General features: G+C 74.3%; 21 protein-coding genes and 2 pseudogenes. 6 read left to right on the top strand and 17 right to left on the bottom strand.

Going from position 1 to position 26127, the window contains the following annotated elements:
- Nucleotides 1–13 precede the first annotated feature (13 nt).
- On the bottom strand, nucleotides 14–2533 hold the full coding sequence (locus IH44_RS0103605; RefSeq protein ID WP_030457900.1) for an ATP-dependent Clp protease ATP-binding subunit: 2520 nt from the start codon (nucleotides 2531–2533) through the stop codon (nucleotides 14–16).
- Nucleotides 2534–2999: 466 nt separating this feature from the next.
- On the opposite strand from IH44_RS0103605, the gene IH44_RS0103600 reads away from it, so the two are divergent.
- A complete protein-coding gene (locus IH44_RS0103600; RefSeq protein ID WP_051816506.1) occupies nucleotides 3000–3431 on the top strand; it encodes a hypothetical protein in 432 nt (143 codons plus the stop codon).
- 22 nt (nucleotides 3432–3453) lie between these two features.
- Here the strand turns inward: IH44_RS0103600 and IH44_RS0103595 are convergent, their stop codons facing one another.
- From IH44_RS0103595 to IH44_RS0103520, 15 genes and pseudogenes are all read right to left on the bottom strand, one after another.
- A complete protein-coding gene (locus IH44_RS0103595) occupies nucleotides 3454–3810 on the bottom strand; it encodes an Lsr2 family protein (protein ID WP_030457898.1) in 357 nt (118 codons plus the stop codon).
- A 104-nt stretch (nucleotides 3811–3914) separates the two neighbouring features.
- A complete protein-coding gene (locus IH44_RS0103590) occupies nucleotides 3915–4442 on the bottom strand; it encodes an amino-acid N-acetyltransferase (protein ID WP_030457897.1) in 528 nt (175 codons plus the stop codon).
- A gap of 11 nt (nucleotides 4443–4453) precedes the next feature.
- A complete protein-coding gene (locus IH44_RS0103585; protein WP_030457896.1) occupies nucleotides 4454–4846 on the bottom strand; it encodes a BlaI/MecI/CopY family transcriptional regulator in 393 nt (130 codons plus the stop codon).
- A gap of 104 nt (nucleotides 4847–4950) precedes the next feature.
- Entirely contained in the window at nucleotides 4951–5103 is a 153-nt protein-coding gene (locus IH44_RS47120; RefSeq protein WP_030457895.1) for a hypothetical protein, read from the bottom strand.
- A gap of 2 nt (nucleotides 5104–5105) precedes the next feature.
- Nucleotides 5106–6692: pseudogene (gene lysX, locus IH44_RS0103575) on the bottom strand (bifunctional lysylphosphatidylglycerol synthetase/lysine--tRNA ligase LysX); the annotation flags it as partial.
- Nucleotides 6693–6825: 133 nt separating this feature from the next.
- Complete coding sequence (locus tag IH44_RS0103570; protein WP_030457893.1) at nucleotides 6826–8553, bottom strand: LPXTG cell wall anchor domain-containing protein; 1728 nt, start codon at nucleotides 8551–8553, stop codon at nucleotides 6826–6828.
- Nucleotides 8554–9014: 461 nt separating this feature from the next.
- Complete coding sequence (locus IH44_RS0103560; RefSeq protein WP_030457892.1) at nucleotides 9015–9716, bottom strand: hypothetical protein; 702 nt, start codon at nucleotides 9714–9716, stop codon at nucleotides 9015–9017.
- Between the two features lie 161 nt (nucleotides 9717–9877).
- On the bottom strand, nucleotides 9878–10675 hold the full coding sequence (locus IH44_RS0103555) for a type III pantothenate kinase (protein ID WP_014136518.1): 798 nt from the start codon (nucleotides 10673–10675) through the stop codon (nucleotides 9878–9880).
- 23 nt (nucleotides 10676–10698) lie between these two features.
- The gene (gene nadC, locus IH44_RS0103550) at nucleotides 10699–11670 is read right to left on the bottom strand and encodes a carboxylating nicotinate-nucleotide diphosphorylase (RefSeq protein ID WP_030457891.1); all 972 of its coding nucleotides are present in this window, start codon (nucleotides 11668–11670) and stop codon (nucleotides 10699–10701) included.
- Between the two features lie 51 nt (nucleotides 11671–11721).
- A complete protein-coding gene (locus IH44_RS0103545; protein WP_030457890.1) occupies nucleotides 11722–13335 on the bottom strand; it encodes an L-aspartate oxidase in 1614 nt (537 codons plus the stop codon).
- A 16-nt stretch (nucleotides 13336–13351) separates the two neighbouring features.
- Nucleotides 13352–13801: an aspartate 1-decarboxylase gene (gene panD / locus IH44_RS0103540; RefSeq protein WP_030457889.1), complete on the bottom strand. Its 450-nt coding sequence runs from the start codon at nucleotides 13799–13801 to the stop codon at nucleotides 13352–13354.
- Between the two features lie 88 nt (nucleotides 13802–13889).
- Nucleotides 13890–14795, bottom strand: a complete 906-nt coding sequence (gene panC, locus IH44_RS0103535) for a pantoate--beta-alanine ligase (RefSeq protein WP_030457888.1) — start codon at nucleotides 14793–14795, stop codon at nucleotides 13890–13892.
- Nucleotides 14731–15706, bottom strand: a pseudogene (locus IH44_RS0103530) (Rossmann-like and DUF2520 domain-containing protein); the annotation flags it as partial. The gene panC and the pseudogene IH44_RS0103530, both read right to left, overlap by 65 nt.
- A 185-nt stretch (nucleotides 15707–15891) precedes the next feature.
- Nucleotides 15892–16581 carry a response regulator transcription factor gene (locus tag IH44_RS0103525; protein WP_030457886.1) on the bottom strand — a complete coding sequence of 230 codons (690 nt, stop codon included), beginning with the start codon at nucleotides 16579–16581 and terminating at the stop codon, nucleotides 15892–15894.
- Between the two features lie 14 nt (nucleotides 16582–16595).
- Nucleotides 16596–17807 (bottom strand): sensor histidine kinase, encoded by a 1212-nt coding sequence (locus tag IH44_RS0103520; protein WP_030457885.1) that lies wholly within the window; start codon nucleotides 17805–17807, stop codon nucleotides 16596–16598.
- Nucleotides 17808–17912: 105 nt separating this feature from the next.
- On the opposite strand from IH44_RS0103520, the gene IH44_RS0103515 reads away from it, so the two are divergent.
- Together IH44_RS0103515 and IH44_RS0103510 are read left to right on the top strand one after the other, a co-directional pair.
- Complete coding sequence (locus IH44_RS0103515; RefSeq protein ID WP_030457884.1) at nucleotides 17913–18917, top strand: SAM-dependent methyltransferase; 1005 nt, start codon at nucleotides 17913–17915, stop codon at nucleotides 18915–18917.
- 15 nt (nucleotides 18918–18932) lie between these two features.
- The gene (locus IH44_RS0103510) at nucleotides 18933–20096 is read left to right on the top strand and encodes an NADH-quinone oxidoreductase subunit D (RefSeq protein WP_030457883.1); all 1164 of its coding nucleotides are present in this window, start codon (nucleotides 18933–18935) and stop codon (nucleotides 20094–20096) included.
- 10 nt (nucleotides 20097–20106) lie between these two features.
- On the opposite strand, the gene IH44_RS0103505 is transcribed toward IH44_RS0103510, so the two are convergent.
- Nucleotides 20107–20973: a hypothetical protein gene (locus IH44_RS0103505; protein WP_030457882.1), complete on the bottom strand. Its 867-nt coding sequence runs from the start codon at nucleotides 20971–20973 to the stop codon at nucleotides 20107–20109.
- A 220-nt stretch (nucleotides 20974–21193) separates the two neighbouring features.
- Between IH44_RS0103505 and IH44_RS42350 the strand changes: the two genes are divergently transcribed.
- The 3 genes from IH44_RS42350 (at nucleotide 21194) to IH44_RS0103490 (ending at nucleotide 26102) form a co-directional block, all read left to right on the top strand.
- Nucleotides 21194–21538, top strand: coding sequence for a WXG100 family type VII secretion target (locus IH44_RS42350; RefSeq protein ID WP_051816504.1), 345 nt, complete (start codon nucleotides 21194–21196; stop codon nucleotides 21536–21538).
- A gap of 65 nt (nucleotides 21539–21603) precedes the next feature.
- Nucleotides 21604–24828, top strand: coding sequence for a toxin glutamine deamidase domain-containing protein (locus tag IH44_RS49310; protein WP_030457880.1), 3225 nt, complete (start codon nucleotides 21604–21606; stop codon nucleotides 24826–24828).
- Nucleotides 24825–26102, top strand: coding sequence for an SUKH-4 family immunity protein (locus IH44_RS0103490; protein ID WP_030457879.1), 1278 nt, complete (start codon nucleotides 24825–24827; stop codon nucleotides 26100–26102). Before IH44_RS49310 ends, IH44_RS0103490 begins: the two co-directional genes overlap by 4 nt.
- Nucleotides 26103–26127: the final 25 nt, after the last annotated feature.

Genomic DNA, 26127 nt, shown 5'->3' with positions numbered 1-26127 from the left:
CTTTGCGGTGCTATTACTTCGTCAGATCCGGGCCGGCCGCCGAGACCGCCGCCGGAGTGTCCGCCACCGGGGACTTCTCCTCGCCGCGGAAGGTGAACTTGGCTTCCTTGCCCTCGCCCTCCACGCCGACGACCACGATGTGGCCGGACCGCAGCTCACCGAACAGGATCTTCTCGGACAGGTGGTCCTCGATCTCCCGCTGGATCGTGCGGCGCAGCGGACGCGCGCCCAGGATCGGGTCGTAGCCGCGCTTGGCCAGCAGGCTCTTGGCCTCCGGGCTGAGCTCGATGCCCATGTCCCGGTCCTTCATCCGCTGGTCGACCCGGGCGATCATCAGGTCGACGATCTCGATGATGTTCGCCTCGGACAGCTGGTGGAAGACCACGATGTCGTCGACGCGGTTGAGGAACTCGGGGCGGAAGTGCTGCTTGAGCTCCTCGCCGACCTTCGCCTTCATCCGCTCGTAGCCGGCCTGGACGTCACCCGTGGCCGCGAAGCCCAGGTTGAAGCCCTTGGAGATGTCCCGGGTGCCGAGGTTGGTGGTCATGATGATGACCGTGTTCTTGAAGTCCACGACCCGGCCCTGGGAGTCGGTCAGGCGACCGTCCTCCAGGATCTGCAGCAGCGAGTTGAAGATGTCCGGGTGGGCCTTCTCGACCTCGTCGAAGAGGACGACCGAGAACGGCTTGCGGCGCACCTTCTCGGTGAGCTGGCCGCCCTCCTCGTAGCCCACGTACCCGGGCGGGGAGCCGAACAGCCGCGAGACGGTGTGCTTCTCGGAGAACTCGGACATGTCGAGCGCGATCAGCGCGTCCTCGTCCCCGAACAGGAACTCCGCCAGGGTCTTGGACAGCTCGGTCTTACCGACACCGGACGGGCCGGCGAAGATGAACGAACCGCCGGGGCGCTTCGGGTCCTTCAGGCCGGCACGGGTGCGGCGGATCGCCTGGGAGAGCGCCTTGATGGCGTCCTCCTGGCCGATGACCCGCTTGTGCAGCTCGTCCTCCATGCGCAGCAGGCGCGAGGACTCCTCCTCGGTCAGCTTGAAGACCGGGATGCCGGTGGCGGTGGCCAGGACCTCGGCGATGAGCTCCTCGTCCACCTCGGCCACGACGTCCATGTCGCCGGCCTTCCACTCCTTCTCCCGCTTGGCCTTCGCCTGGAGCAGCTGCTTCTCGTTGTCGCGCAGCGACGCGGCCTTCTCGAAGTCCTGCGCGTCGATCGCGGACTCCTTCTCCCGGCGGACCTCGGCGATCTTCTCGTCGAACTCGCGCAGGTCCGGCGGCGCGGTCATCCGGCGGATGCGCATCCGGGAACCGGCCTCGTCGATCAGGTCGATCGCCTTGTCCGGCAGGAAGCGGTCCGAGATGTACCGGTCGGCCAGGGTGGCGGCGGCGACCAGGGCGGCGTCGGTGATCGAGACGCGGTGGTGCGCCTCGTACCGGTCGCGCAGGCCCTTGAGGATCTCGATGGTGTGCGGGAGCGAGGGCTCGGCGACCTGGATCGGCTGGAAGCGGCGCTCCAGCGCGGCGTCCTTCTCCAGGTGCTTGCGGTACTCGTCCAGCGTGGTGGCGCCGATGGTCTGCAGCTCACCGCGGGCCAGCATCGGCTTCAGGATGGAGGCGGCGTCGATCGCGCCCTCGGCGGCGCCCGCGCCGACCAGGGTGTGCAGCTCGTCGATGAACAGGATGATGTCGCCGCGGGTGCGGATCTCCTTGAGCACCTTCTTCAGGCGCTCCTCGAAGTCACCGCGGTAGCGCGAACCGGCCACCAGGGCGCCGAGGTCCAGCGTGTAGAGCTGCTTGTCCTTCAGCGTCTCCGGGACCTCGCCCTTGACGATCGCCTGGGCCAGGCCCTCGACCACGGCGGTCTTGCCGACGCCGGGCTCGCCGATCAGCACCGGGTTGTTCTTGGTGCGGCGGGACAGCACCTGCATGACCCGCTCGATCTCCTTCTCGCGCCCGATCACCGGGTCGAGCTTGGCCTCGCGGGCGGCCTGCGTCAGGTTGCGGCCGAACTGGTCGAGCACCAGGGAGGTGGACGGGGTGCCCTCGGCCGGGCCGCCGGCCGTGGCCGACTCCTTGCCGCTGCCGGCCTGGTAGCCCGACAGCAGCTGGATCACCTGCTGGCGCACCCGGTTCAGGTCGGCGCCGAGCTTCACCAGGACCTGGGCGGCGACGCCCTCGCCCTCGCGGATCAGGCCGAGCAGGATGTGCTCGGTGCCGATGTAGTTGTGGCCGAGCTGGAGGGCCTCGCGGAGCGACAGCTCCAGGACCTTCTTCGCCCGGGGGGTGAAGGGGATGTGGCCGGACGGGGCCTGCTGGCCCTGGCCGATGATCTCCTCCACCTGCTGGCGGACCGCCTCGAGCGAGATGCCGAGGCTCTCCAGCGCCTTTGCGGCGACACCCTCGCCCTCGTGGATCAGGCCCAGGAGGATGTGCTCGGTGCCGATGTAGTTGTGGTTGAGCATCCGGGCTTCTTCCTGTGCCAGGACGACAACCCGCCGCGCGCGGTCGGTGAACCTCTCGAACATCGTTAATCGCTCCTCAGAGCGGTCGGTCAGTTCGGGGGCCGTCCCCGCCCTGTCCTTCCGCATGCTAGTCCCGCTCAGCAGCGCGGCTACGGAACTCCCACGGAGCGGGAGCAACATGCTGCGCGACCAGCCGACACCTTTCCCAACCTGATGCTGGGAGACGGTGTTCCCAGCGGCGGGCCCGATGCACCGGATCCCGCTACGCCAACGGCGAACACGGTTCGGTGGAACCGGTTCACCGGCCCCGCGGCGTGCTGCGGCCGGGCTCCTGCGACCCCGTCCACCAGCATTCATACCCGGTAATCCGGCGGGTTTCGCGCGGTTTCCGCGGGGTGCGTGTTCGCCTGGCGAGAAGTCGGCCGACCCGGCTCCGGAGGTGACGGACCATCAGGTCGGCCGCGGGGGGCGTACCGCCGTCCCGGTGGCGGTCGCGTGACCGCCCGGCCCCTCCAGCGTTGCACAGGTCGTGACCCGTCCGCTGCCCGTCGCCCCCGCCGCACCCCGTGCGGCCGCCGGCTGGCGCGGCTCGGACCGGGTGCTGGTGCCGCTGGGGCCCGCGCGGGCCGCGCTGGGCCGCCTGGAGCGGCTGGGCCGCGCCACCGGGCCGGTGCTGCGGCAGGCCGACCGGGCCGTCTTCCTGCTCGCCCCCGGGGCCGCCGAGCCGGTGCCCGACCTGCTCCGCTGGCTCGGCTGGGGCCCGGAGCTGCGGCTGCCGATCGAGGCCCGCGCGGCGCACCCGGGCGACCCCCGGGTGCCCGAGCCGCGGACCGCCGACTGGCTGCGGGCCGGGGCGCCGCGCCCCGCCCTGGACCTGCGCTCGCCCGACCTGCTCCGCCTGCTGGACGCCCTGGCGGACGCCTGCGCGCGGGAGCGGCTGGGCCTGCCGCCCGCCCGCTGAGGGCCCCGCCGGGGCCCGTGCGTCAGGACGCGTTGGCCTTCTCGTACGCCTCGCGCACGTTGCTCGGGACGCGGCCGCGGTCGTTGACCGGGAGGCCGTTCTCCTTCGCCCAGGTGCGGATCTTGGCGGTGTCGGCCTGGCCGGCCGCCGCGGACCGCCCGGCGCTCCGGCCGCTGCCGCCGCGACGCGGGGCGGTGAGCCGGCCGCTCTGCTTGCGGCCCTTCTCGACGTACGGGGCGAGCAGGACGCGGAGCTTCTCCGCGTTGTCGCTCTTCAGGTCGATCTCGTAGGCCACACCGTCCAGGGCGAACGTCACCGTCTCGTCCGCGGATCCGCCGTCGAGATCGTCTTCCAGAATGACCTGAACCCTCTGTGCCACGGGCTTCCCTTTCCGCGATAACGGTCCATTGCCTAGAGAAAGGAAAGCGTCTTTTCCCGGAAAACACAAACCCCTGTGTCGCCGGTCGCGCCGCGGGGCATGACTCAGAGGTGCAGCAGCATGCGCGAGTTGCCCAGCGTGTTCGGCTTCACCCGCTCCAGGTCGAGGAACTCGGCGACGCCTTCGTCGTACGAGCGCAGGAGTTCTTCATAGACTTCTGTGGCCACGGCCGCCGGGTCTGCCGTACGATCGTCGTTTTCGCCGATCTCGACGAACCCGTGTTTCGAGAAGAACGGAACCTCGAACGTCAGGCAGAAAATCCGACGGACGCCGAGCCAGCGCGCGGTCTCCAGCAGCTTGTCCAGCAGCCGGTGCCCGATACCGAGGCCCTTGCAGACCGGGTCCACCGCGAGGGTGCGGACCTCGGCGAGGTCCTCCCACATCACGTGGAGCGCGCCGCAGGCCACCACCCCGCCGTCCTGGTCGCGTTCGGCGACCCAGAACTCCTGGACGGATTCGAACAGGGTGACGGTGGGCTTGTCGAGCAGAATGCCGTCGCGGGAGTACGCGTCGATGAGCCGACGGATGGCGCGCACGTCGGTGGTCCGCGCACGGCGGATGGTGACCTCCATGGCGGGGAACGTTATCGTGCCGCGGGGGGCCCGGTCTCCTCGGTATCGACGCCCGCCACCCGCAGCGCGTCGCGCAACCACTCGCGCTGTTCCGGCGACATCATCCCGAAGAAGTGCACCAGGGCGGCCGCCGGATTGTCGCTCGTCGCCCAGGCGTCGTTCATCAGCGCGGCGGTGTACGCCTCGCGCGAGGAGACCGGCTCATATCGGTATGCGCGCCCCGCGCGCTCCCGGCGCACCCAGCCCTTTCGGTAGAGCTTGTCGAGCACCGTCATCACGGTGGTGTACGCGATTTCGCGTTCCGCCCGCAGATCCTGCAGAACCTCCCGAACCGTGACCGGGCGGTTCCACTGCCACACCCGGGTCATGATGTCGTTCTCGAGTTCTCCGAGTTGCCGCACCATAGTGCCGCCAAGGATAGGACCGATGCGGACAAAAGGCGGCAAACGGCAAACGCGGCGGCGCGCCGTTCCCCGGAGGGGGGAACGGCGCGCCGCCGCGGATACCGCTATTCGGCGGAGGAACGCGCCGCCATGGCCTCGGCCACGGCGTCCTCCTTCGACTTCTGGGCGCCGCCCTGGCTGCGGATGATGGCCCGCACCAGGAAGGCGAAACCGACCGCCATGACCAGCGGCGGGACGATCGCGCTGACGTACTCCACGGTCACTCCTCGGTGGTGTCGGACTCGGCCGCGTCGGCGGCCTTCTCGCTCTTCGCGGCCTTTTCGGCCCGCTCCGCCTTCTCGGGCTTCACCAGCGGGAAGAGCACCGTCTCGCGGATGTTCTTGCCGGTGAGCAGCATGATCAGGCGGTCCACGCCCAGGCCGAGGCCGCCGGTGGGCGGCATCGCGTACTCCAGGGCGCGCAGGAAGTCCTCGTCCACCTGCATCGCCTCGACGTCGCCGCCGGCCGCCAGCAGGGACTGCGCGGTGAGCCGGGCGCGCTGCTCGACCGGGTCGATCAGCTCCGAGTAGGCGGTGCCCAGCTCGGTGCCGAAGATCACCAGGTCCCACTTCTCGGCGACGCCCTCGATCGAGCGGTGCTGCCGGGTCAGCGGGGAGACCGAGGTCGGGTAGTCCCTGATGAAGGTCGGCTTGATCGCGTGGTGCTCCAGCAGGCGCTCGATCAGCTCCAGCACGATCTGGCCGTGGTCCCAGTTCGGGTCCAGGTACTGGTCGAGGTCGTGCTCCACGGCCAGCTTCCGCAGCTCCTCCACGGAGGTGGCGGGGGTGACCTCGGTGCCCAGGTGCGCGGAGATGCCCGGGTAGACCGAGACCTCCTGCCAGGGCTCGGCCAGGTCGATCTCGTGCTCGGTGCCGTCCGGGCCGACGCCCCTGACCACGGTGGTGCCCAGCGCGTCCCGGGCGGCGTTGACGACGATCGCCCGGATCAGCTCGGCCTGGGTGTCGTAGTCGCCGTACGCCTCGTACGACTCCAGGGCGGTGAACTCCGGGTTGTGGGTGGCGTCCGCGCCCTCGTTGCGGAAGTTCCGGTTGATCTCGAAGACCTTCTCGGCGCCGCCGACCACCAGGCGCTTGAGGTACAGCTCGGTGGCGATGCGCAGGTACAGGTCGATGTCGTACGCGTTGATGTGCGTCACGAACGGGCGGGCGTTGGCGCCGCCGTGGATCGGCTGCAGCATCGGGGTCTCGACCTCGAGGTAGCCGCGGTCCTCGTAGGTGCGGCGGATCGAGCGGATCACCTTGGTGCGCAGCTGCAGCATCTCGCGCGCCTCGGGGTTCACGATCAGGTCGACGTAGCGCTGGCGGACCCGGGCCTCCGGGTCGCTCAGGCCCTTGTGCTTGTCCGGCAGCGGGCGCAGGCACTTGGCGGTCAGCTCCCAGCGGTCGACCATCACGCTGAGCTCGCCGCGCTTGGAGGTGATCACCTCGCCCTCGACGCCGACCTGGTCGCCGAGGTCGATGTCGCCCTTCCAGGCGGCCAGCCGCTCGGCGCCGAGCTTGTCCAGGGACAGCATCACCTGGAGGTCGCCGGAGCCGTCGCGCAGGGTGGCGAAGCAGAGCTTGCCGCCGGTGCGGGCCAGGACCACCCGGCCGGTGATGCCGACCCGCTCGCCGGTGGCGGTGTCCGGGGCCAGGTCGGGGTGCTTGGCGCGCAGGTCGGCGATGGTGGAGGTGCGGGGGAAACCGACCGGGTACGGGTCGATGCCGGCCGCCCGGAGCCGGTCCAGCTTCTCGCGCCGGACGCGCATCTGCTCGGGAAGGTCGTCGGTCGCGGGGAGAGTGCTCTGATCGCTCACCCCACCAGGGTAGCCAGGCTCACGGGCCGCTCCGCCACGGGATATCGGGCGGCGCGCGCCGGGGGCCCCGGACGCGCCGGGGCACCGGCCCGCCGGAGCGGCGGACCGGTGCCCCGGCGGCGGTTCAGCCGCGCGCGCCGGCCTTGCGGCGGCGGGCGGCGACGAGCACGCCGCCGCCGAGCACCACGGCGCCGATGCCCAGGCCGAGCATGGTGCCGGTGCCCTGGCCGCCGCCAGTGGAGGCCAGGTTGCCGCCGGCGGTCGAGCCGGTCGAGCCGGTCGAGCCGGTGGCCGTGGCGCTCGACGTGGCGGTGGCGGAGGCGGAGGCGGAGGAGCCGCCGTTCCCGCCGGTGGTCGAGCCGCCGCCGGTGGTGGAGCCGGTGGAGCCGGTGCCGCCGCCGGGCTTGGTGGTCGGCGCGGCGGTGGAGCCGGTGGTGCCGAGGGCCACCACGGCGGTGTTGTTGGCGTTCTCGCTGTCGAACGCCAGCGGCTCGACGCGGTTGTTGTAGCCGCCGTCCTCGGGGGTGATGCCGAGGAGGACCTTCGGGGCGGAGGTCGGGTCGGCGACCGCGAGCGGCAGGTCGAAGGTCTGCTCGGTGCCGTTGCCGACGTACGCCGTGGTGTGGCAGGTCACCACGTTCGGGAGCTCCTCGCGGACGAAGCAGCCGTCCGGCAGCTGCCCGTCGACGGTGACCCCGGCGGGCAGCGTCACCAGCTCGGCGGCGACCGCGTTGCCGCTGCGCGCGTAGGCGACCGAGGCCGGGCCGTTGTTGTGCACGCCGGTCCTCAGAACGCCCTTCCGGCCGCCGTCGGACGGGGTCCAGGTGCCGAGCACGGCGAAGTCCGCGGTGCTGTCGACCCGGTACTGGACGATCACGCTGTCGCGTCCGTCGTTCTCGCCGCCGGGCAGGTTCGGCGGGCCGGGCTTGGTGCCGTCGGTCTCCGGCACGCCCTGGACGGTCAGCCGCTCACCGGTGCCGGAGGCCGGGGTGAAGGTGAAGCCCCGGTTCAGGTAGACCAGGGTGTCGGTCTCGGGCACGGCGTAGAACTGGATGTCCGGGTAGAGCGCGTCGGCTCCGACCTTGAACTCCAGCGGGTTGACGGTGACCTGCTGGCCCGGCCGCACCGAGGTGTTGATGGTGCAGATGGCGGCGCTGCCCGCGCTGTACCGGGGGTCGGTGTTGCGGGAGGTGCCGTACGAGCAGTTGGCGAACTTCTTCTCGAAGGTCAGGCCGGGCGAGAGCTCGGCCGCCACCACCAGCCGGCCGCTCTCCAACGGGCCCTTGTTGGTGATCTCCAGGGACTGCTTGAGGACCGTGCCGGGCTTGCCGGCGGGCCGCGGGGAGCTGTCGAAGTCCTTGGCGAACGCCAGCCTGGGGCCGCCGGCGTAGACCGCGACGTCGATGCTCTGCGGCGCGGCGCCCTTCCAGGACTGGGAGACCTTCAGGTGCCCGGCGGTGTTCGCCGGGGCGCCCTTGAGCGCGGTCAGCCGCGGCTGGAACTGCATGCCGAACTCGGGGTGGCCGGGTACGGAGTAGTGCCGGTAGGTGCAGGTGACGAGCTGCCCGGCGGTGGTGCAGTCGTGGCTGGTGCCGCTCTCGGGGGTGAGCGACGCGATGCCGGCCAGGCCGGTCGTGTCGTAGGTGACGACCAGGTCGCCCTCGGTGGTGGCGGTGCCGCGGGCGTCGATGAACAGCGTCGTGCCGTCGGCCTGGTCGGTGGGCAGCGAGATCGCGGGGACGGCGTCCAGGGTGATCTGCTCGGCGGCCTGGGCCGGGACGGCGAAGGCGCCGAGCGCGAGGACGGTGAGTGCGGCGGACGCGGCGAGCGTCCGGGAACGGGGGTGCTGCATGGGCTTCCTCGGTACTGGTGAGGTGGGCGGCGCCCCTGTCGGCCCGGCCGGGTGGGCGGGGCGCCGGAGGTGTGCGGGTGCCTCAGCGGTGCGCCCCGGCCTTGCGGCGGCGGCGTCCGGTCGGCACCGGCCCGTCGGTGGCCTCCGGTCGGGGCCCGCCGGCGTGCGTCAGGAGGTCGGCGGCCGGCGGAACGCCGGTGGCCGCCACGCGCGGGACACGCGAATTCCCCACGTTGACCCTTCGATCTTTCGAATGCGATCGAGCCAGACCATAGGGGGGTGGGGTGACGTCGGGCGGGCTGATAAATCGGACAGTTCGGGATGTGTTCGACCTATTGTCCGAAGGTTTTGCCAGATCTTTACTGAAGGATTCTCCGCGAACGCCTCACATTGTCGACACATCTCCCGGGGGCGCGGAAAAGCCCCCTCCGGGGAGGGGGCTTCGGTGTCCTGACGGGGGGTCAGCCGTCGGTGCCGGTGGCGAGTTCCGGGCGGTCCTCGTCGGCCGGGGGGTCCTGGTGCGGGGCGGTGCGGGTGCGGCGGCCGAACAGTTCGGCGGGGGTGGGCATCCGGCGCGGGCGGGGCCGGTCGGCCGGGTGCGGGGGCTGCTGCTGGTCGCTCATCGGGAACCGTCCTCCAACGGGGGTGGCGGGCTGGGGTTCGGACGCCGGGCTCGGCACTGCCGCGAGGTGCCGCTGTCCGGAGCCCAGGGAGAGCCGCTCGCGGACCTCGGCCTCGGCGAGCGCGTGGCAGCGCCCGGCGAGCCGGGAGCGGCGGGCCTGCTCGGGCGGGCCGCAGGGCTGGCGGGAGAGCGAGCGCAGCGCCGAGAGGTCCTCGGCGGTGGGCAGGTAGCCGTCGGTGACGGCCTCCTCCAGGCGGTCCAGGTAGCCCGCGGCGCTGCCCGGCAGGGCGGCGCGGTAGCGGGCCAGGTCGGTGAGCATGAAGGCGCGCAGCCGCCCGCCCTCCTGGACCGCCTCGTCGATGGACTCGGTCAGCCGGAGCGCGTCCTGGACGTCCTCGGCCCACAGCTCGCCGGTCGCGGTGGGCACCGGGAGCCGGTCGGGCGCGGCCGGGTAGAGGGCTTGGGCGAGGACACGGCGCAGCACCCGGACTTCATCGGCGCTGAAGGCCATGCCGCCGCGCGATCCGTGTGGCGTTGGCATGGGTCGACAGTACGTGTCGTACGTCCGACTTATGGCGATTGATGACGTGTTTGTCCCGATTGGCCTATGAGATGGTGCATCCGGGGCGGGCCCGGGATCGCGGCGGGCCCCGGACCTCGCGGCGGGGTCCGGGGCCCGGGGCGGGCAGGGCCGGCGGGGCGTCAGGCCGCGGTGGCCGGGCGGTTGCGCTCGAAGATCAGGCGCAGGCCGATCAGGGTCAGCCAGGGCTCGTGCACGTCGATCGAGTCGGCCTCGCCGAGGACCAGCGGGGCCAGGCCGCCGGTGGCGATCACCTGGACGTCGTTCGGGTCCTTGGCGAGCTCCTTGGCCATCCGGTTGACCAGGCCGTCCACCTGCCCGGCGAAGCCGTACAGGATGCCCGACTGCATGCCCTCGACGGTGTTCTTGCCGATCACGTTGCGCGGGCGGGCCAGCTCGATCTTGCGGAGCATCGCGGTGCGGCCGCCCAGGGCGTCCACCGAGATCTCGATGCCCGGGGCGATCGCGCCGCCCACGTAGTCGCCGCGCGCGTTGATCGCGTCGAAGGTCGTCGCGGTGCCGAAGTCGACCACGATGCACGGGCCGCCGTACAGGTGGTTGGCGGCCAGCGCGTTGACGATCCGGTCCGCGCCGACCTCCTTCGGGTTGTCCATCAGCACGTGCACGCCGGTCTTCACGCCCGGCTCGACGATCACCGCCGGGACGTCCCCGTAGTAACGGCGGGTCACCTCGCGCAGCTCGTGCAGGACCGCCGGGACGGAGGAGCAGATCGCCAGGCCGGCCACCCGGTCGTCCGCCGAGACGATCGGGTGGGCGCCCATCAACCCCTGGAGCAGGACCGCGAGTTCGTCCGCGGTGCGGCGCGGGTCGGTGGAGATCCGCCAGTGCTCGACGATCTCCTCGCCGTCGAACAGGCCGAGCGTGGTCTGGGTGTTGCCGACGTCGATGGTGAGGAGCATGGGGCGCTTTCTGCTTCGAAGGGTCAGGAGCTGCGGAGGTCCAGGCCGATGTCGAGGATCGGCGCGGAGTGCGTCAGGGCGCCGACGGCCAGGTAGTCGACACCAGTCTCGGCGACCTCGCGCGCGGTGGCCAGGGTCAGGCCGCCGGAAGCCTCCAGCTTCGCCCGGCCCGCGACCAGGGCGACGGCCTCGCGCAGCTGCTCGGTGGAGAAGTTGTCCAGCAGGATCAGGTCCGCGCCGGCCGCCAGGACGGGCTCGATCTGCTCGACCGTGTCGACCTCGATCTCGATCGGCAGCTCCGGGAACGCCTCCCGGACGGCGGTGAACGCCTCGGCGACGCCGCCCGCGGCGACCACGTGGTTGTCCTTCACCAGCGCCGCGTCGGACAGCGCCATCCGGTGGTTGGCGCCGCCGCCGGCCCGCACCGCGAACTTCTCCAGCGCGCGCAGGCCCGGCGTGGTCTTGCGGGTGTCGCGGACCACCGCGCCGGTGCCCTCCAGGGCGTCCGCCCAGGCCCGGGTGGCGGTGGCGATGCCGGACAGGTGGCAGAGCAGGTTCAGCGCGGAGCGCTCGGCGGTGAGCAGGTCCCGGGTGCGGCTGCGCACCGAGAGCAGCACCTGGCCGGGGGCGACGAGTTCGCCGTCCTCGACGTGCCGCTCGACCTCGAACTCCTCCTCGCAGACCAGCGAGACGACGGCCTCCGCGACCCGCAGGCCGGCCACCACGCCGGCCTGCCGGGCGGTGAAGTCCGCGGTGGCGACGGCCTCGGCCGGGACGGTCGCCACCGAGGTGACGTCCTCGCCGCCGGCCAGGTCCTCGGACAGGGCCATCATCGCCACGTCCTCCACCTCGACCGGGTCCAGCCCGGCGTCCTCCAGCAGCGCGGCGAGCGCCGGGTCGAGCCCGGTCTCGTACTCCTCGCCCTCGCCGCACGCGCAGCCGTCGCCGCAGCCGCCGGACTCGGTGGACAGGAGGGGGAGTTCGGAGTGGGACATGGTGGCGGGGCTCCAGGTTTCGGCGGGACGGGAGGGCGGGGGAGGAGGGTGTCAGTCGGCGAGGGGGTGGACGACGTGGCGGTGCCAGTGGACGTCGTCGCGGTCGGGGAAGTCCTCGCGCCAGTGGCAGCCGCGGGTCTCCTGGCGGAGGGCGGCGGCGGTGGTGAGGGCGGTGGCGACCTGGTGGAGGTTGGTGGCCTCCCAGGTCTCCACGGAGGGGTCGGCGGGGTGGTCCGGGTCGGCCAGGGCGGCCAGGCCCTTGGCGGTGGCGGCCAGCGAGTCCGCGGAGCGGATCACGCCCGCGCCGGACGTCATCAGGTGCTGGATCCCGCCGCGGGCCGTGTCGGGCAGCAGCGGCACCGGGGTCGCGGCGTGCGCCGCGTCGGTGGTGACGGTGCGGGCCGGGAGCTTGCCGGCGGCGTTCAGCGCGGCCAGGTCGGCGGCGATCCGCTCGGCGAAGACCAGGCCCTCCAGCAGCGAGTTGGAGGCCAGCCGGTTGGCGCCGTGCACGCCGGTGCAGGCCACCTCGCCGCAGGCGTACAGGCCCGGGACGGTGGTGCGGCCGTGCAGGTCGGTGCGGACGCCGCCGGAGGCGTGGTGGGCGGCGGGGGAGACCGGGATCGGCTCGGTGACCGGGTCGATGCCGTGCGCCCGGCAGGCGGCCAGGATGGTGGGGAAGCGGTGCTCCCACATCTCGGCGCCGAAGTGCCGGCCGTCCAGGTACATGTGCCGGGTCCCCTGGGCGTGCATCCGGCGGATGATCGCCTTGGCGACGATGTCGCGCGGGGCGAGCTCGGCCAGTTCGTGCTGGCCGACCATGAAGCGGACGCCGTCGGCGTCGACCAGGTGGGCGCCCTCGCCGCGGACCGCCTCGGAGACCAGCGGCTGCTGGCCCTGCGCGTCCGGGCCGAGGAACAGCACGGTCGGGTGGAACTGGACGAACTCCAGGTCGGTGACCTCGGCGCCGGCCCGCAGGGCGAGCGCGATGCCGTCGCCGGTGGAGACCGCCGGGTTGGTGGTGGCCGAGAAGATCTGGCCCATGCCGCCGGTGGCCAGCACCACGGCGCGGGCCAGGATCGCGCCGACGCCGTCGCGCTGGCCCTCGCCCATCACGTGCAGGGTGACGCCGGAGGCGTGGCCGTCGGCGTCGGTGAGCAGGTCCAGGACCAGGGCGTGCTCGATCAGTTCGAGGCCCGGGTCGGCCTCGACGGCGGCGACCAGGGCGCGCTCGATCTCGGCGCCGGTGGCGTCGCCGCCGGCGTGCGCGATCCGGCGGCGGTGGTGGCCGCCCTCGCGGGTCAGCACGATCTCGCCGTCCGCGTCGAGGTCGAACTCGGCGCCGGTCTCGATGAGCCGGCGCACCGCGTCCGGGCCCTCGGTGACCAGGGCGCGCACCGCCTCCTCGTCGCACAGGCCGGCGCCGGCGACCAGGGTGTCCTGCAGGTGCTGCTCGGGGGTGTCGCCCTCGCCCAGGGCGGCGGCGATGCCGCCCTGGGCCCAGCGGGTGGAGCCCTCGTCCAGCACCGCCTTGGTGACCACCATGGCCCGCAGGCCGGCCTTGCGGGCGTTGAGCGCGACGGTGAGCCCGGCCACGCCGGAGCCGATCACGACCACGTCGGTGCTCGTGGTCCAGCCGGGGGCGGGGGCGGTCAGGCGGTGCGACATGGGTTCAGCTGCTCCTTCAGCGCGCGGCGGCGTCGGCCGCGCCGTTCGGACCACCGTACGCGGCGTCGCCGCGCAGCAGTCCGCTGCCCTCGGGGGCGTCCGCGGGGTCGCCGCCGAGGCCGGTGACCCGGTTGTGCCCGTCGACGAAGACCACCTTCGGGAGGTAGGACTTGGCCTCGGCGGTGTCCATCTGCCCGTAGGCGATCAGGATCACCAGGTCGCCGGGGTGGACCAGGCGGGCGGCGGCGCCGTTGATGCCTATGACGCCCGAGCCGCGCGGGCCGGCGATGGTGTAGGTCTCCAGCCGGGCTCCGTTGTTGATGTCGACGATGTGGACCAGCTCTCCGGGGAGCAGGTCCGCGGCGTCGAGCAGGTCCTCGTCGACCGTGACCGACCCGACGTAGTGCAGGTCGGCCTGGGTGACGGTGGCACGGTGGATCTTGGACTTGAGCATGGTGCGGAGCATGGGTCACGCCTCCTGTGAGTGCATGCCTGAGGGTGCTGGTACCGGGAAGGGGCGGGCGGCCGGGGGCCCGGCCGCCCTGGTGTCCGGGTTAGCGGACGATGACGCTCACGTTGTCGATCAGCCGGGTCGAGCCGACCCGGGCCGCGACGGCGAGCACCGCCTCGCCCTGGAAGTCGTCCGGCGCCTCGGTGAAGGACAGCGGGTCGACCAGGGCCAGGTAGTCGGGGGAGACGCCGTCCGCGCCGTCGAGCACGGCGGCGGCCGCCTCGCGGACGGCCTTCGGGCCCTGCGCGCCGGCGTCCCGGCCGGCGAACAGGGCGCGGGAGAGGGCGAGCGCCTGGACGCGCTCGGCCCCGGAGAGGAAGCGGTTGCGGGAGGACAGCGCCAGGCCGTCCTCCTCGCGGACGGTCGGGACGCCGACCACCTCCACGTCGAAGTCCAGGTCGGCGACCATCCGGCGGACGATCGCCAGCTGCTGGGCGTCCTTCTCGCCGAACACCGCGAAGTCCGGGTCGGTGATGTGCAGCAGCTTGGCGACCACGGTCAGCATCCCGTCGAAGTGGCCCGGCCGGGAGGCGCCCTCGAAGCCCTCGCCCATCGGGCCCGCGGAGAGCCGCACCAGCGGCTCGCCGTTCGGGTACATCTCCTCGACGGTCGGGGCGAACACCACGTCCGCGCCCATCTCCTCGGCCAGCGCGACGTCCTCGTCCAGGGTGCGCGGGTAGCGGTCCAGGTCCTCGCCGGCGCCGAACTGCAGCGGGTTCACGAAGACCGTCACCGCGACCCGGCCGTCCTTGCCGACCCGGCGGCGGGCCTCGCGCACCAGCGCCGCGTGGCCCGCGTGCAGCGCGCCCATGGTCATCACCACGGCGTTGTCCACCGGCTGCTCGTCCGGCCAGAACGCGGCCTCGAACTCGTCCACGGTGCGGGTCAGCACCGCCTTGCGGACCTTCGCCGCCTTCGGGGCCTTCGCCGGGCGCCTGTCGCGTGCCATCAGTGCTTCTCCTCGTTCAGTACGTCCAGCAGCGCCGCCGCCGGCTCCGGCTTCAACGTGCCGTTGGCCACCGCGCGCTGGGCGGTGGCCCGCGCCATCGCCCGGTACGCCTGGCCGATGTCCGGGGTCACCGTAGCGAGTCGGCCCAGGTGCGTGCGCACCGTCCCGACGTCACCGCGGGCCACCGGGCCGGTCAGCGCCAGGTCGCCGGAGCGCAGCGCGTTGTCCAGGGCCGCGCCCAGCAGCGGGCCGAGCAGCTGGCCGGGCTCGGCGACGCCCGCCGTGCGGAGCAGCTCCATCGCCTGCGCGACCAGGGTGACCAGGTGGTTCGCGCCGTGCGCGAGGGCCGTGTGGTAGAGCGGCCGGACCTCCTCGGGGATCCAGGCCGGCTCGCCGCCCATCTCCACCACCAGCGCCTCGGCGACCGGGCGGAGCTCCTCCGGGGCCGTCACCCCGAACGGGCAGCCGGCCAGCCGGGCCACGTCCACCGAGGTGCCGGTGAAGGTCATCGCCGGGTGCAGCGCCAGCGGCAGCGCGCCCGCGCGGGTGGCCGGCTCCAGGACGGCCACGCCGTGCGCGCCCGAGGTGTGCACGAGCAGCTGGCCGGGGCGGACGGCGCCGGTCGAGGCCAGGCCCTGCACCAGGTCGGGCAGGGCGTCGTCCGGGACGGTCAGCAGCACCAGGTCCGCCGCCGCCATCACCTGCGGGGGCGTCACCAGGCGCACCCCCGGCAGCAGGGCCTCGGCGCGGCGGCGGGACGCGGTGGAGACGCCGGACGCGGCGACGACGCGGTGGCCCGCGAGCTGCAGGGCGGCGCCCAGGGCGGGGCCGACGCGGCCGGCGCCGACGACGCCGACGGCGAGCCGGGCGGGGCGGTTACCGGGGTCGGAGGGGTCTCCGAAGTCGGGCAGCACTCTTCCGTTCCAGTCCTCTAGGGGTACCAGACGTACCGGTCAATGGTACGGGGGTTTCCGGCCCGTGCGGACGCCGAGGGCGGGCTCGGTTCGGAGGCCCGGTGCGGCGGGCGCGGGTGCACCTGGGCGAGAGGTGCACGGGTGGGCGGGCGGGGTGCGGGAGCCGGGGAGCGCCGCCCCCGTCAGGGGGTCTCGCCGGCCCGGACGAGGCCGTTCTCGTAGGCGAGGACGACGGCCTGGACCCGGTCGCGGAGGCCGAGTTTGGCGAGGATGCGGCCGACGTGGGTCTTGACGGTGGCTTCGGAGAGGACCAGGCGGGCGGCGATCTCGCCGTTGGACAGGCCCTGGGCGACGAGCAGGAAGACCTCGCGCTCGCGGTCGGTGAGGGGGCCGAGGACGGGGGAGCCGGGGGTGCTGGCGGGGGTGGGGAGGACCTCGGCGAAGCGGTCGATCATGCGGCGGGTGGTGGTGGGGGCGACCACCGCGTCGCCGCCGTGCACGGAGCGGATCGCGGCGACCAGTTCGACCGGCGGGACGTCCTTGAGCAGGAAGCCGGAGGCGCCGGCCTTGAGCGCGGCGAAGGCGTACTCGTCCAGGTCGAAGGTGGTGAGGATGAGGACCCGGGGGGCGTGCTCGATCGGGGAGCCGTGGTCGTCGAGGCAGATCCGGCGGGTGGCCTGGACGCCGTCGAGGCGGGGCATCCGGACGTCCATCAGGATCACGTCGACCTCGGCGGTGCGCAGCACGTCGAGGGCCTGCTGGCCGTCGCCCGCCTCGGCGGCGATCTCGATGTCGCCCTGCGACTGCAGGACCATCCGGAAGCCGGTGCGCAGCAGTTCCTGGTCGTCGACCAGCATCACGCGGATCGGCATCGGTCGGTCTCCATTCATTTGGATGCTTTGAGGGGCAGGACGGCCCGGATCCGGAAACCGCCGCCGGGCCGGGGCCCGACGTCCAGGCTGCCGCTGACCATACCGACGCGCTCGCGCATGCCGATCAGGCCGTGGCCGAGGCCGTCGGTGCCGCCGGCGAGCTGTTCGCTGGTGGAGCCGCGGCCGTCGTCCTCGACCAGGACCTCCAGGTCGCCGTCGCGGAAGTCGACGGCGACCTTGGCCCGGGCGTTCGGGCCGCCGTGCTTGCGGACGTTGGTGAGGGCCTCCTGGACGATCCGGTAGACCGTCAGTTCGAGGCCGCGGGGCAGTTCGCGGACCTCGCCGGTGGCGGTGAACTCGACCGGCAGACCGGCCGTGCGGACCTGCTCCAGCAGCTCGGGGAGCTCCTCGACGCCGGGCTGCGGCACGTACTCGCCGGCCGTGTCGGCGGTGCGCAGCACGCCGAGCAGGCGGCGCATCTCGGCGAGCGCCTGGCGGCCGGTGGAGGCGATGGTGCCCAGCGCCTCCTTGGCCTGCTGCGGGGAGGAGTCCAGCACGTAGGCGGCGCCGTCGGCCTGGACGATCATCACCGAGACGTTGTGCGCGACCACGTCGTGCAGTTCGCGGGCGATCCGGGCGCGCTCGGCGGCGACCGCGACCTGGGCCTGGGCGTCGCGCTCGCGCTCCAGCCGGGCGGCCCGGTCCTCCAGCTCGACCAGGTAGGCGCGGCGGACCCGGGTGAGCCGGCCCCAGGCCCAGCAGAGCACGAACGGGGTGGTCATCAGGACGGCCAGGAACACCGCCTTGTAGCCGTCCCCGCGCTGCTCGGCGGGCGTCAGCCGCCACAGCGTCAGCGGGCCGGCCGCCAGGCTCGCGGCCAGCGCCAGCCGGGACGTCCAGGCGCGGCCGAACGCGGCGCCGGTGTAGCCGAAGACCAGGAAGGCGATGCTGGAGGCGCCGGGGTCGACGCGGAGCGCGACCTGGCCGAGGCCGATCGCCACGGCCGCCGCCGTGGTGGCGTCCGGCCAGCGGCGGCGCACCACCATCAGGGCGGGCAGCAGGCAGGCGACCGCGATGCCGGTGTAGTGCTTCCAGGACGGCATCGGGGCGTCCGGCAGGCCGGTCGACTCGGCCGCGGCGAGCACGCCGAGCATCAGCACCAGCAGCGCCCAGGCCGAGTCGACGACCATGGGATGTCGGCGGAGCCAGGCGTTGAGTCGATGCACGGTTCCAGCGTAGGGAGTCCGGGAGGGCGTTCTGCTCCGCCGCGAGGTCGATCCGGGGCTACTCCCCAGGGTGGAGGCGGGGCCGGGCCGGTAACGTCGCCCGCTATGACATGGAAGCGGTGGCGGCCCGCGATCGAACACGCCCTGTACCGGCCCGACGGCGGCTTCTACCGCAGGCCGGAGGGCCCCGCCGGGCACTTCCGCACCTCCGTGCACGCCTCCGCGCGGTTCGCCGCCGCCATCGCCCGCCTGCTGGCGGGGGTCGACGCGGCGCTCGGCCGGCCGGAGCGGCTGGCCTTCGTCGACGTGGGCGCCGGGCGGGGCGAACTCACCCTGGCGGTGCGGGCGCTGCTGCCCGCCGGGCTGCGCGGACGGGTGGACTTCCGGGCCGTCGAGCTGGCCGACCGCCCGGCCGGACTGCCCGCGGACGTCGACTGGCGGGCCGAACCGCCGGCCGGCGTCCGGGGCCTGCTGTTCGCCAACGAGTGGCTGGACAACGTCCCGCTGGACGTCGCCGAGCCCGGCCCGGACGGGCGGCTGCGGTACCTGGAGGTCGCGCCGGACGGGACCGAGCGGGCCGGCGGGCCGCTGGCGGAGGCGGACGCCGCCTGGGCCGGGCGCTGGTGGCCGGACGGGGAGCGGGTCGAGCTGGGCGGGCCGCGGGACGCCGCCTGGGCCGGGGCGGTCGGCGCCCTGGAGCAGGGCCTCGCGGTGGCCGCCGACTACGCGCACCTGCGGGCCGCCCGGCCGCCGTTCGGCACCCTGACCGGGTTCCGGGACGGCCGCGAGTGCCCGCCCGTCCCGGACGGCTCGTGCGACCTGACCGCGCACGTCGCGCTCGACGCGGCCGCCGTGCCCGGGCACCCGGCGCTGCTCACCACCCAGCGCGAGGCGCTGCGCGCGCTGGGCGTCAGCGGCGCCCGGCCGCCGCTGGCGCTGGCGAGCAGCGACCCGGCGGCGTACCTGCGGGCGCTGTCCGGCGCCGGGGAGGCGGCCGAGCTGACCGACCCGGGCGGGCTGGGGGCGTTCCACTGGCTGGTCCAGGCCGTCCGCATGCCGGTACCGGACGACCTCGCGGGCCTGCCGGGATGGCAGACTCTCCCCTCGTAGAAGGAGGCGACGGCCATGACGGAGACCACGGTCGGCATCGGCCCGGGCGCGCAGACGCTCCCCGGCGACGGCGGCAGCACCGACATGGTGCTCAACATCGGCCCCCAGCACCCGTCCACGCACGGCGTGCTCCGTCTGAAGCTGGTGCTCGACGGCGAGCGGATCACCAGCGCCGAGCCGGTGATCGGCTACATGCACCGCGGCGCGGAGAAGCTCTTCGAGGCCCGCGACTACCGGCAGATCATCATGCTGGCCAACCGGCACGACTGGCTGTCCGCGTTCGCCAACGAGCTGGGCGTGGTGCTGGCCGTCGAGCGGATGCTCGGCATGGAGGTGCCCGAGCGGGCGGTGTGGCTGCGCACCCTGCTGGCCGAGCTCAACCGGGTCCTCAACCACCTGATGTTCCTCGGCTCCTACCCGCTGGAACTGGGCGGCATCACGCCGATCTTCCACTCCTTCAACGGCCGCGAGGAGCTCCAGCACGTGCTGGAGGAGGCCTCCGGCGGCCGGATGCACTACATGTTCAACCGGGTCGGCGGCCTCAAGGAGGACCTGCCGGCCGGCTGGCTCGGCCGGGTCCGCCGCGCGGTCGGCGTGGTCCGCGGCCAGCTGCCGGTCTTCGAGGACCTCGTCCTCGGCAACGAGATCTTCCGCGGCCGCACCGCGGGCGTCGGCGTGCTCTCCCGCGAGCACGTGCACGCGTACGGCGTCAGCGGGCCGATCGCCAGGGCCAGCGGCGTCGACTTCGACCTGCGCCGCGACGAGCCCTACCTCGCGTACGGGGAGCTGCGGGACGTGCTGAAGGTCGCCGTCCGGGAGGAGGGCGACTGCCTGGCCCGGTTCGAGTGCCTGCTGGAGCAGACCGCCAACGCGCTCGACCTCGCCGACGCCTGCCTGGACCGGCTGGCGGAACTGCCCGCCGGGCCGGTCAACCTGCGGCTGCCCAAGGTGCTCAAGGCCCCCGAGGGCGAGACGTACGCCTGGACCGAGAACCCGCTCGGGCTGAACGGGTACTACCTGGTGTCGCGCGGCGAGAAGACGCCGTGGCGGCTCAAGCTGCGCTCGGCGTCCTTCAACAACATCCAGGCCCTGACCGAACTGCTGCCGGGGACGCTGGTCGCGGACATGGTGGCGATCCTGGGGTCGATGTTCTTCGTGGTCGGCGACATCGACAAGTGACCGGCCCCCGCTAGGCGTTGTCCGCCGGGTGCGGGGCGAGGCGGGTGTCGTGGGCCTTGCAGAGGGCGACCAGCTGGTCGTACGCGGCGGGGCCCATGAGTTCGGTGAGCTCGGGGCGGTAGGAGACGTAGACCGGGTCGGGGGCGTTGTGCGCCTCGGGGGAGCCGGTGCACCACCAGTGCAGGTCGTGGCCGCCGGGGCCCCAGCCGCGGCGGTCGTACTCGCCGATGGAGACCTGGAGGTAGCGGGTGTCGTCGGGGCGGTCGATCCAGTCGTAGGTGCGGCGGACCGGGAGCTGCCAGCAGACGTCGGGCTTGGTCTCCAGCGGCTCCAGGCCCTCGCGCAGGGCGAGGACGTGCAGGGCGCAGCCGGCGCCGCCGGGGAAGCCGGGGCTGTTGAGGAACAGGCAGGCGCCGTTCACCCGGCGGGTCTGGCGGTCGCCGTCCTCGTCGAACATGGTGATGCCGCCGTCGCGGCGGATCCGGCCCCTGGCGTCGGTGCCCTCGGCGTGGTGCTCCCAGATGTCGGGGGTGAGCCGGGCGGCGTGCCCGGCGACGCGCTGCTCGTCGTCCTCGTCGGAGTAGTGGGCGCCGAGGGTGCAGCAGCCGTCGGAGGCGCCGCGGCCGGGCTGGATGCCGTGGCAGCCCTTGCCGAAGATGCAGCCCCAGCGGGAGGTGAGCCAGGTGAGGTCGCAGCGGAACACCTGGTCCTCGTCGGCGGGGTCGGTGAACTCGACCCAGGCGCGCGGGAAGTCGAGGGCGACTTCGCGGACGGTGGGCATCGCCAGGTCGACGACGGAGCCCTTGGCCTTGGCGGCCTTGGCGGCCTTGGCGGGCTTCTCGGTCTTCTTGCGCTTGGTGCTGTCAGCTGGTGCCACCCGGTAAGGGTAGGGCCTGGACGGGCCGGTCCGGGGTGCGGCGGCGCGGCTTTGCCGGTGGTTCGTCCGACTCGGGGGGATTCGTCCCGGTTCGGGCGGGTGCGAAGGTGAAACGCCTGTGAAAAGCGCCGTCGGCCGGTCGGCGGGGGCCGGGGAGTGGTCCTAGGATGGCCCAGCCGGTAGGTCGGGCGCACGAGCGCCCTTGCACGGGGGAGTGCAGATGGGCGACGAGGTCGTCATCCGGTCGTGGGAACTCCACGGCGAGGGACGGGAGTTCGAGAAGATCTCGGACGAGTTCGGTAGTGCGGCGAAGCAGTTGGAGAGCGGGTTGGCGGCGCTGGGCGCGCCGTGGGGCTCGGACCAGCCGGGACAGCCGTTCGGTACGGCGTACGGCGAGGCCCGGGAGGGCGTGCTGGCCGGGTTGCAGGGGCTGTCGGAGCGGCTGGGCCGGATCGGTCAGGGGCTGCACACGATGGCGGACCGCAGCGAGCGCACCGACCAGGACATCAGCGCGGACTTCAACGCGCCCTCGCTGAACCACCCGACCGCAACCGGTCGGGCCTGAACCGGAGTCAGACCACCTGGCGGGCCGCTGCGCGCGCCGAGCCGTACCACCCGAAGGGGGAGCACGTGTCCAGGAACCTGCCGGAGGAACTCGCCCCCGCGCTGGCGCGGACCGGCCACGCGTGGCCGCAGGCGGACGAGGACGGGCTGCGCCGGGCGGCGGGCCTGTGGCGCGAGTTCGGGTCGGAGGCGGACGCCCTGGTGGCCCGCGGCGCGGCCTCCGCGCAGCGGGTGGCGGGCGAGAACAAGGGCCCCGCGGTGGAGGCGTTCGCCGACCACTGGCGGCAGTTCAGCGGCGGCGGGCGCGGCCAGCTGGACGACGCCGCCGCGGCGGCCGCGCTGGTGGCCGCGGCCCTGGACAAGGCGGCCGGGGCGGCCGACCAGGCCAAGGCCGACATCATCGCGGTGCTGACCGAGCTGACCGAGAAGATCCGGGCGGCGGACGCGGCCGAGGCCAAGGCCAAGGCGGACATCGCGCAGGCCGGCAAGGAGGCCGCCACCGGACTGGGCGGGCTGGTCACCGGCGCGGTCGGCGCGGTGGTCGGCGCGGTGAAGGAGGTCGCCGCCGAGGCCGAGGAACTGGCCGCGGTCGAGCACGCCAAGGTGAAGATCGGCCAGCTGCTGGACCAGCTCGGCCGGGACATGGGCGAGGCCGCCAAGTCGCTGGCCAAGGAGCCGCCGCTGGTCGCGCTGGAGCGGATCGCCCAGGCCGACGGGCGGGGCCTGCACGGCGAGCAGCGCGAGTCCTCGATGGCGGCCCGCTCGGGGCAGGTCACCGGGGCGCTGGCGAAGGCCGGCGTGGCCCGCTCGGTGGAGGTGGCCTCGGTCGCCGGCCTGCACGCGGACGTCAAGGCCGACGGCACGATCCGCACCGACCGGCACGGCAACCCGGTGCTGGTCGGCGAGGACGGGCAGCGGGTCAAGGGCGTCGACGGCCTGACCGTCACCCAGGGCCCGGACGGCAAGCAGCAGTTGGTCGGCCCCGACGGCACCCCGGTCAGCGGCGTGGCGATGGGCGAGGACGGCAAGCCGCTGCTCGGCTCGAACGGCAAGCCGCTGCTGGTCGGCCTGGGCGGCGCGATCCTCGGCACCGGCATCACGCTGGCGCTCGGCCTCAACGGCAAGCCCGAACTCGGCGACGACGGCCACCCGGTGATGATGGCGGCCGACGGCACCCAGGTCTCCGGCCTGGTCGCCGACCAGAAGGGCCACCTGCTGGCGGGCCAGGACGGCCAGCCGGTCACCGTGGACGCCTCGGGCCGGGCCACCGGCCCGGGCGGGCAGGTGGTCCAGTTCGGCGCGGACGGCCGCCCGCAGGAACTGCTCGGCGCCGACGGCAAGCCGGTCACCGTGCTGGACGGCCAGCAGCAGAACGGCGGCCCGTTCCAGGACGGCCCGCAGCACGGCCACGGCCACGGCGGCCCGAACGGCACGGGCAACGGCAACGGGACGGGCGGCGGCCACGGCGCCCAGGGCCCCGGCGGCCTGCTCACCGACCTGACCGGCAGCGTCACCGACGGCGTCACCGGCGTCACCGACACGGTGTCCGGGGTGACCCAGAGCGCGCTGGGCGACCGCCCGCAGTACGGCCAGTCCGACACCGGCGGGCACCGCGGCGGCGGCTACCAGGGCGGCGGCTCGCACGGCGTCTCCTACGGCGGCTCCTCGGGGCCCGCGTACAACGGCCCGTCCGGCGGCGGTTCGTACGGGGGCGGCGGCGGTTCGTACGACGGCGGCGGCTCCTACGACGGTGGCGGCTCCTACGGCGGCGGCGGGGGCGGCGGCCACAGCGCGCCGGACCGCGGGCCGCTGTCGGTGCACGTCGACTCGGTGCTGGCGCCGCCCGCGCCGAGCGCCCCGCCGGTGGTCGGCGGCGACGTCTGGTCGACCGGCGGCGGCTCGTACGGGGGCGGCGGCGGTCACCACGCCGCGGACCCCGGCTCGTCCTTCGGCGGCTCGGGCTCCTCGGGCGGCTCCTCGTTCCAGCTCGGCCCGGTCGGCGGCGGCGGGTCCGCCCCGGTCGGCGGCGGCATCCCGGCGGGCACGCCGGTACCGGGCGCCCCGGTGGCCGGGGCGGGCCCGGTGGGCGGGCCGGTCGGCGCCGCTCCCGGCGGCGCGGCGGCGGTGCCCGGCGCCCCGGGGGCTCCCGGTGCGCCCGGCGCGGTGGCGGGCCCGGTGGGCGGCGCGGCCGGTGCGGCCGGCGCCCCCGGGGCGGTCGGTGTGGTCGGCACCCCCGGCACGGCCGGTGCGTCCGGCGGTTCGGCCGCGGTGATCGGGGTCGGCCAGACCCCGGTCGGCGGCCGGCCGGTGGCGGGCGTCCCGGTGCCGCCCGCGGGCGGCGGCGGGATCGGCCAGCACGCGCCCGGCACCCCGGCGCGCGGCTACGAGCCGCTGCCGGACGTCCGGCGCCAGGCGGGCCAGGACGACCAGGGCCTGCCGGTGCACCCCGGGCAGGCGTCCGCGGCCTGGCTGGTGATCGCGGGCGGGCGGCGCTCCGGCGTCGCGGGCCCGCTGCCGACCGGCGAGCGCGAGCGGACCCTGGCCGACAGCCGCCCGTACGGCCTGCCCGGCGGTCTGGGCCCGGTCGACCCGGCGCACCAGGCCGAGGCGGTGCGCCGCACCCCGGTGCCCGCGCCGGACCCGATGGTCGGCGAGTGGATCGAGGTGCTCAACGGCGGCGGCCCCGCCGAGAGCGGCCGCGCCAACAACTGCGTGGACGTGTCGCTGTCCGCCGTGGACACCCTCGGCGGCGTCCCGACCTGCGCCGCGCCCCGGCTGCCCGACGGCCCGGCCGGCGAGCGCGGCGGCCGCGACCGCGCCGAACTGGAGCTCGGCACCCGCTTCCTGGACCTCGGCGACGGCACCGACGCCCACGGCAGGCTCGGCCAGGCCCTGCTCGCCCACGGCACCGGCACCCGCGCGGTGCTGCTCACCGTCGACGCGTTCGGCCGCTCGCACACCTGGAACGCCGTCAACCACAAGGGCGTGCTCAGCTACCTGGACCACCAGACCGGCTACGCCGCGCCCACCCCGCTCTACCCGGCCGACCACGGCCTGTGGGCGATCGCGGTGGACGCCGCCGACCGGCCGATCGACCTGACCGCGCCGCTGCCCGCCACCGTCGCCGTCCCGGAGCACGCCCCCGAGCGGGAGCCCGCCCTGGTCGGCGCGGCCGGGCCGGAGGCCGGAACGGACGGGGCCGCCGAGGAGGCCGCCCCCGCCGACCGGCCCGCGCCGCCGCGCTCCCGGCTCACCATCCACCGCACCACCACCGGGAGCACCAGCCGATGATCACCCGCGAGCAGGCCCTCGCCACCGCCCACCGCTGGGTCAACGGCGACCTCCCGCAGGAGGGGGCGCGGCCTGTCAGGTGCCACGAGTTCGACCTCGGCTGGGTGCTCTGGCCCGAGCCCGCGCCGGTCCTCACCGACCCGCTGACCGGCGCCCGCCGGGCCCCCGAGGAGATCGGCGCGGCCTGCGCCGTGGTCGACCGGGTCACCGGCGAACTCGTGGTCTACCCGTCCGTCCCGGTGCCGGTGGTGGAGCAGCTGCACCGCGACCGGCTCGGCGCGGGCAGCCACAACCCGGCGCTGCCGCCGGTCACCGGCCCGGGCACCCGGGCCACCCTGAGCTACCTGGACGACAAGGACCGGCCGCAGTCGCTGACCGTCCGCTCCGCGCACGGCCACCCGCACCCCGCGCTGCGCGCCCGGCAGCAGCTCGCCGCGCAGGGCGTCCCGGCCGAGAGGCTGGTCGCGCTCCGCACCGACCTGCGGCTGTCGATGCTCCCCGGCAGCTACTCCGAGCAGGCCGTCGCCGAGCAACTCCCGGGCGTGCGGCTGGAGTTCGAGCAGCCGTACGGGCCGCGCCACGACCACCGGGCGGCCGCCGTGCGGGCCCTGGCGGCCCGCTCCCGCAGCGCCTACAACCGGGTGCCGTTCCCGCCCGCGGTGCCGCCCGCCCAGCCCGAGGACGAGACCGGCCTCGGCAAGCGGCTGGCCGCGCTGTTCGGCGAGGACGGGGTGCGCCGCTTCGAGCAGGCCGAGGTGCTCGCCGCCGACCTGCCCGAGGCCGTCGGCCGCCCGCTGTGCCGCACCGGCCTGCCGCGCGAGGCCCCCGGCTTCTTCACCCTGTACCTGCCGGAGGCCGACGGCATCGCCGAGCAGGCCGCCCCGCCGCTGCCCGACCTCACCGAGCACCTGGCCGCGCTCGGCCGGGGCCGCCGGGCCACCGCCGCCGCCCGGGCCGCGCTGCTCGGCCAGCGCCTGATCGGCACCGACGGCTGGGCGCTGCTCACCGTCGACACCGCGCAGGGCCGGGTCCGGGCGGTCGACCCGGACACCTGCGAGGCCCGCTACTGCAACGCCGACCTGACCGCCTTCCTCCGCTGCCTGGCGCTGCTCGCCGAACGCCGCCCCCGGCTGCGCGACCTGCCGCCCGAGCAGGCCGGCCCGGCGGTCGCCGAGTTCCAGTGGGCGCTGGCCGCGCTGGACCGCACCGCGCTGCGCGGCCCGGAGAACTGGTGGGCCGTGATCGTCGAGCAGCTCTGGGACGGGATGCTCTGACCCCGTCCGTATCCCCGGCGGTCAC

Source organism: Kitasatospora sp. NRRL B-11411 (genome assembly GCF_000721345.1).
Classification (GTDB): domain Bacteria; phylum Actinomycetota; class Actinomycetes; order Streptomycetales; family Streptomycetaceae; genus Kitasatospora; species Kitasatospora cineracea.
This window is presented reverse-complemented; position numbering and strand designations above follow the sequence as displayed.

What these genes read in the sequence shown, in the direction of transcription:
- IH44_RS0103560 (WP_030457892.1), bottom strand. Translation starts at nt 9,716, where the DNA reads ATGCCAACGCCACACGGATCGCGCGGCGGCATGGCCTTCAGCGCCGAT.
- IH44_RS0103605 (WP_030457900.1), bottom strand. Translation starts at nt 2,533, where the DNA reads ATGTTCGAGAGGTTCACCGACCGCGCGCGGCGGGTTGTCGTCCTGGCA.
- nadC (WP_030457891.1), bottom strand. Translation starts at nt 11,670, where the DNA reads ATGTCCCACTCCGAACTCCCCCTCCTGTCCACCGAGTCCGGCGGCTGC.
- IH44_RS0103585 (WP_030457896.1), bottom strand. Translation starts at nt 4,846, where the DNA reads ATGGTGCGGCAACTCGGAGAACTCGAGAACGACATCATGACCCGGGTG.
- IH44_RS0103590 (WP_030457897.1), bottom strand. Translation starts at nt 4,442, where the DNA reads ATGGAGGTCACCATCCGCCGTGCGCGGACCACCGACGTGCGCGCCATC.
- panC (WP_030457888.1), bottom strand. Translation starts at nt 14,795, where the DNA reads ATGGCACGCGACAGGCGCCCGGCGAAGGCCCCGAAGGCGGCGAAGGTC.
- IH44_RS0103555 (WP_014136518.1), bottom strand. Translation starts at nt 10,675, where the DNA reads ATGCTCCTCACCATCGACGTCGGCAACACCCAGACCACGCTCGGCCTG.
- IH44_RS0103510 (WP_030457883.1), top strand. Translation starts at nt 18,933, where the DNA reads ATGACGGAGACCACGGTCGGCATCGGCCCGGGCGCGCAGACGCTCCCC.
- IH44_RS0103490 (WP_030457879.1), top strand. Translation starts at nt 24,825, where the DNA reads ATGATCACCCGCGAGCAGGCCCTCGCCACCGCCCACCGCTGGGTCAAC.
- IH44_RS0103570 (WP_030457893.1), bottom strand. Translation starts at nt 8,553, where the DNA reads ATGCAGCACCCCCGTTCCCGGACGCTCGCCGCGTCCGCCGCACTCACC.
- panD (WP_030457889.1), bottom strand. Translation starts at nt 13,801, where the DNA reads ATGCTCCGCACCATGCTCAAGTCCAAGATCCACCGTGCCACCGTCACC.
- IH44_RS0103525 (WP_030457886.1), bottom strand. Translation starts at nt 16,581, where the DNA reads ATGCCGATCCGCGTGATGCTGGTCGACGACCAGGAACTGCTGCGCACC.
- IH44_RS42350 (WP_051816504.1), top strand. Translation starts at nt 21,194, where the DNA reads ATGGGCGACGAGGTCGTCATCCGGTCGTGGGAACTCCACGGCGAGGGA.
- IH44_RS0103545 (WP_030457890.1), bottom strand. Translation starts at nt 13,335, where the DNA reads ATGTCGCACCGCCTGACCGCCCCCGCCCCCGGCTGGACCACGAGCACC.
- IH44_RS0103515 (WP_030457884.1), top strand. Translation starts at nt 17,913, where the DNA reads ATGACATGGAAGCGGTGGCGGCCCGCGATCGAACACGCCCTGTACCGG.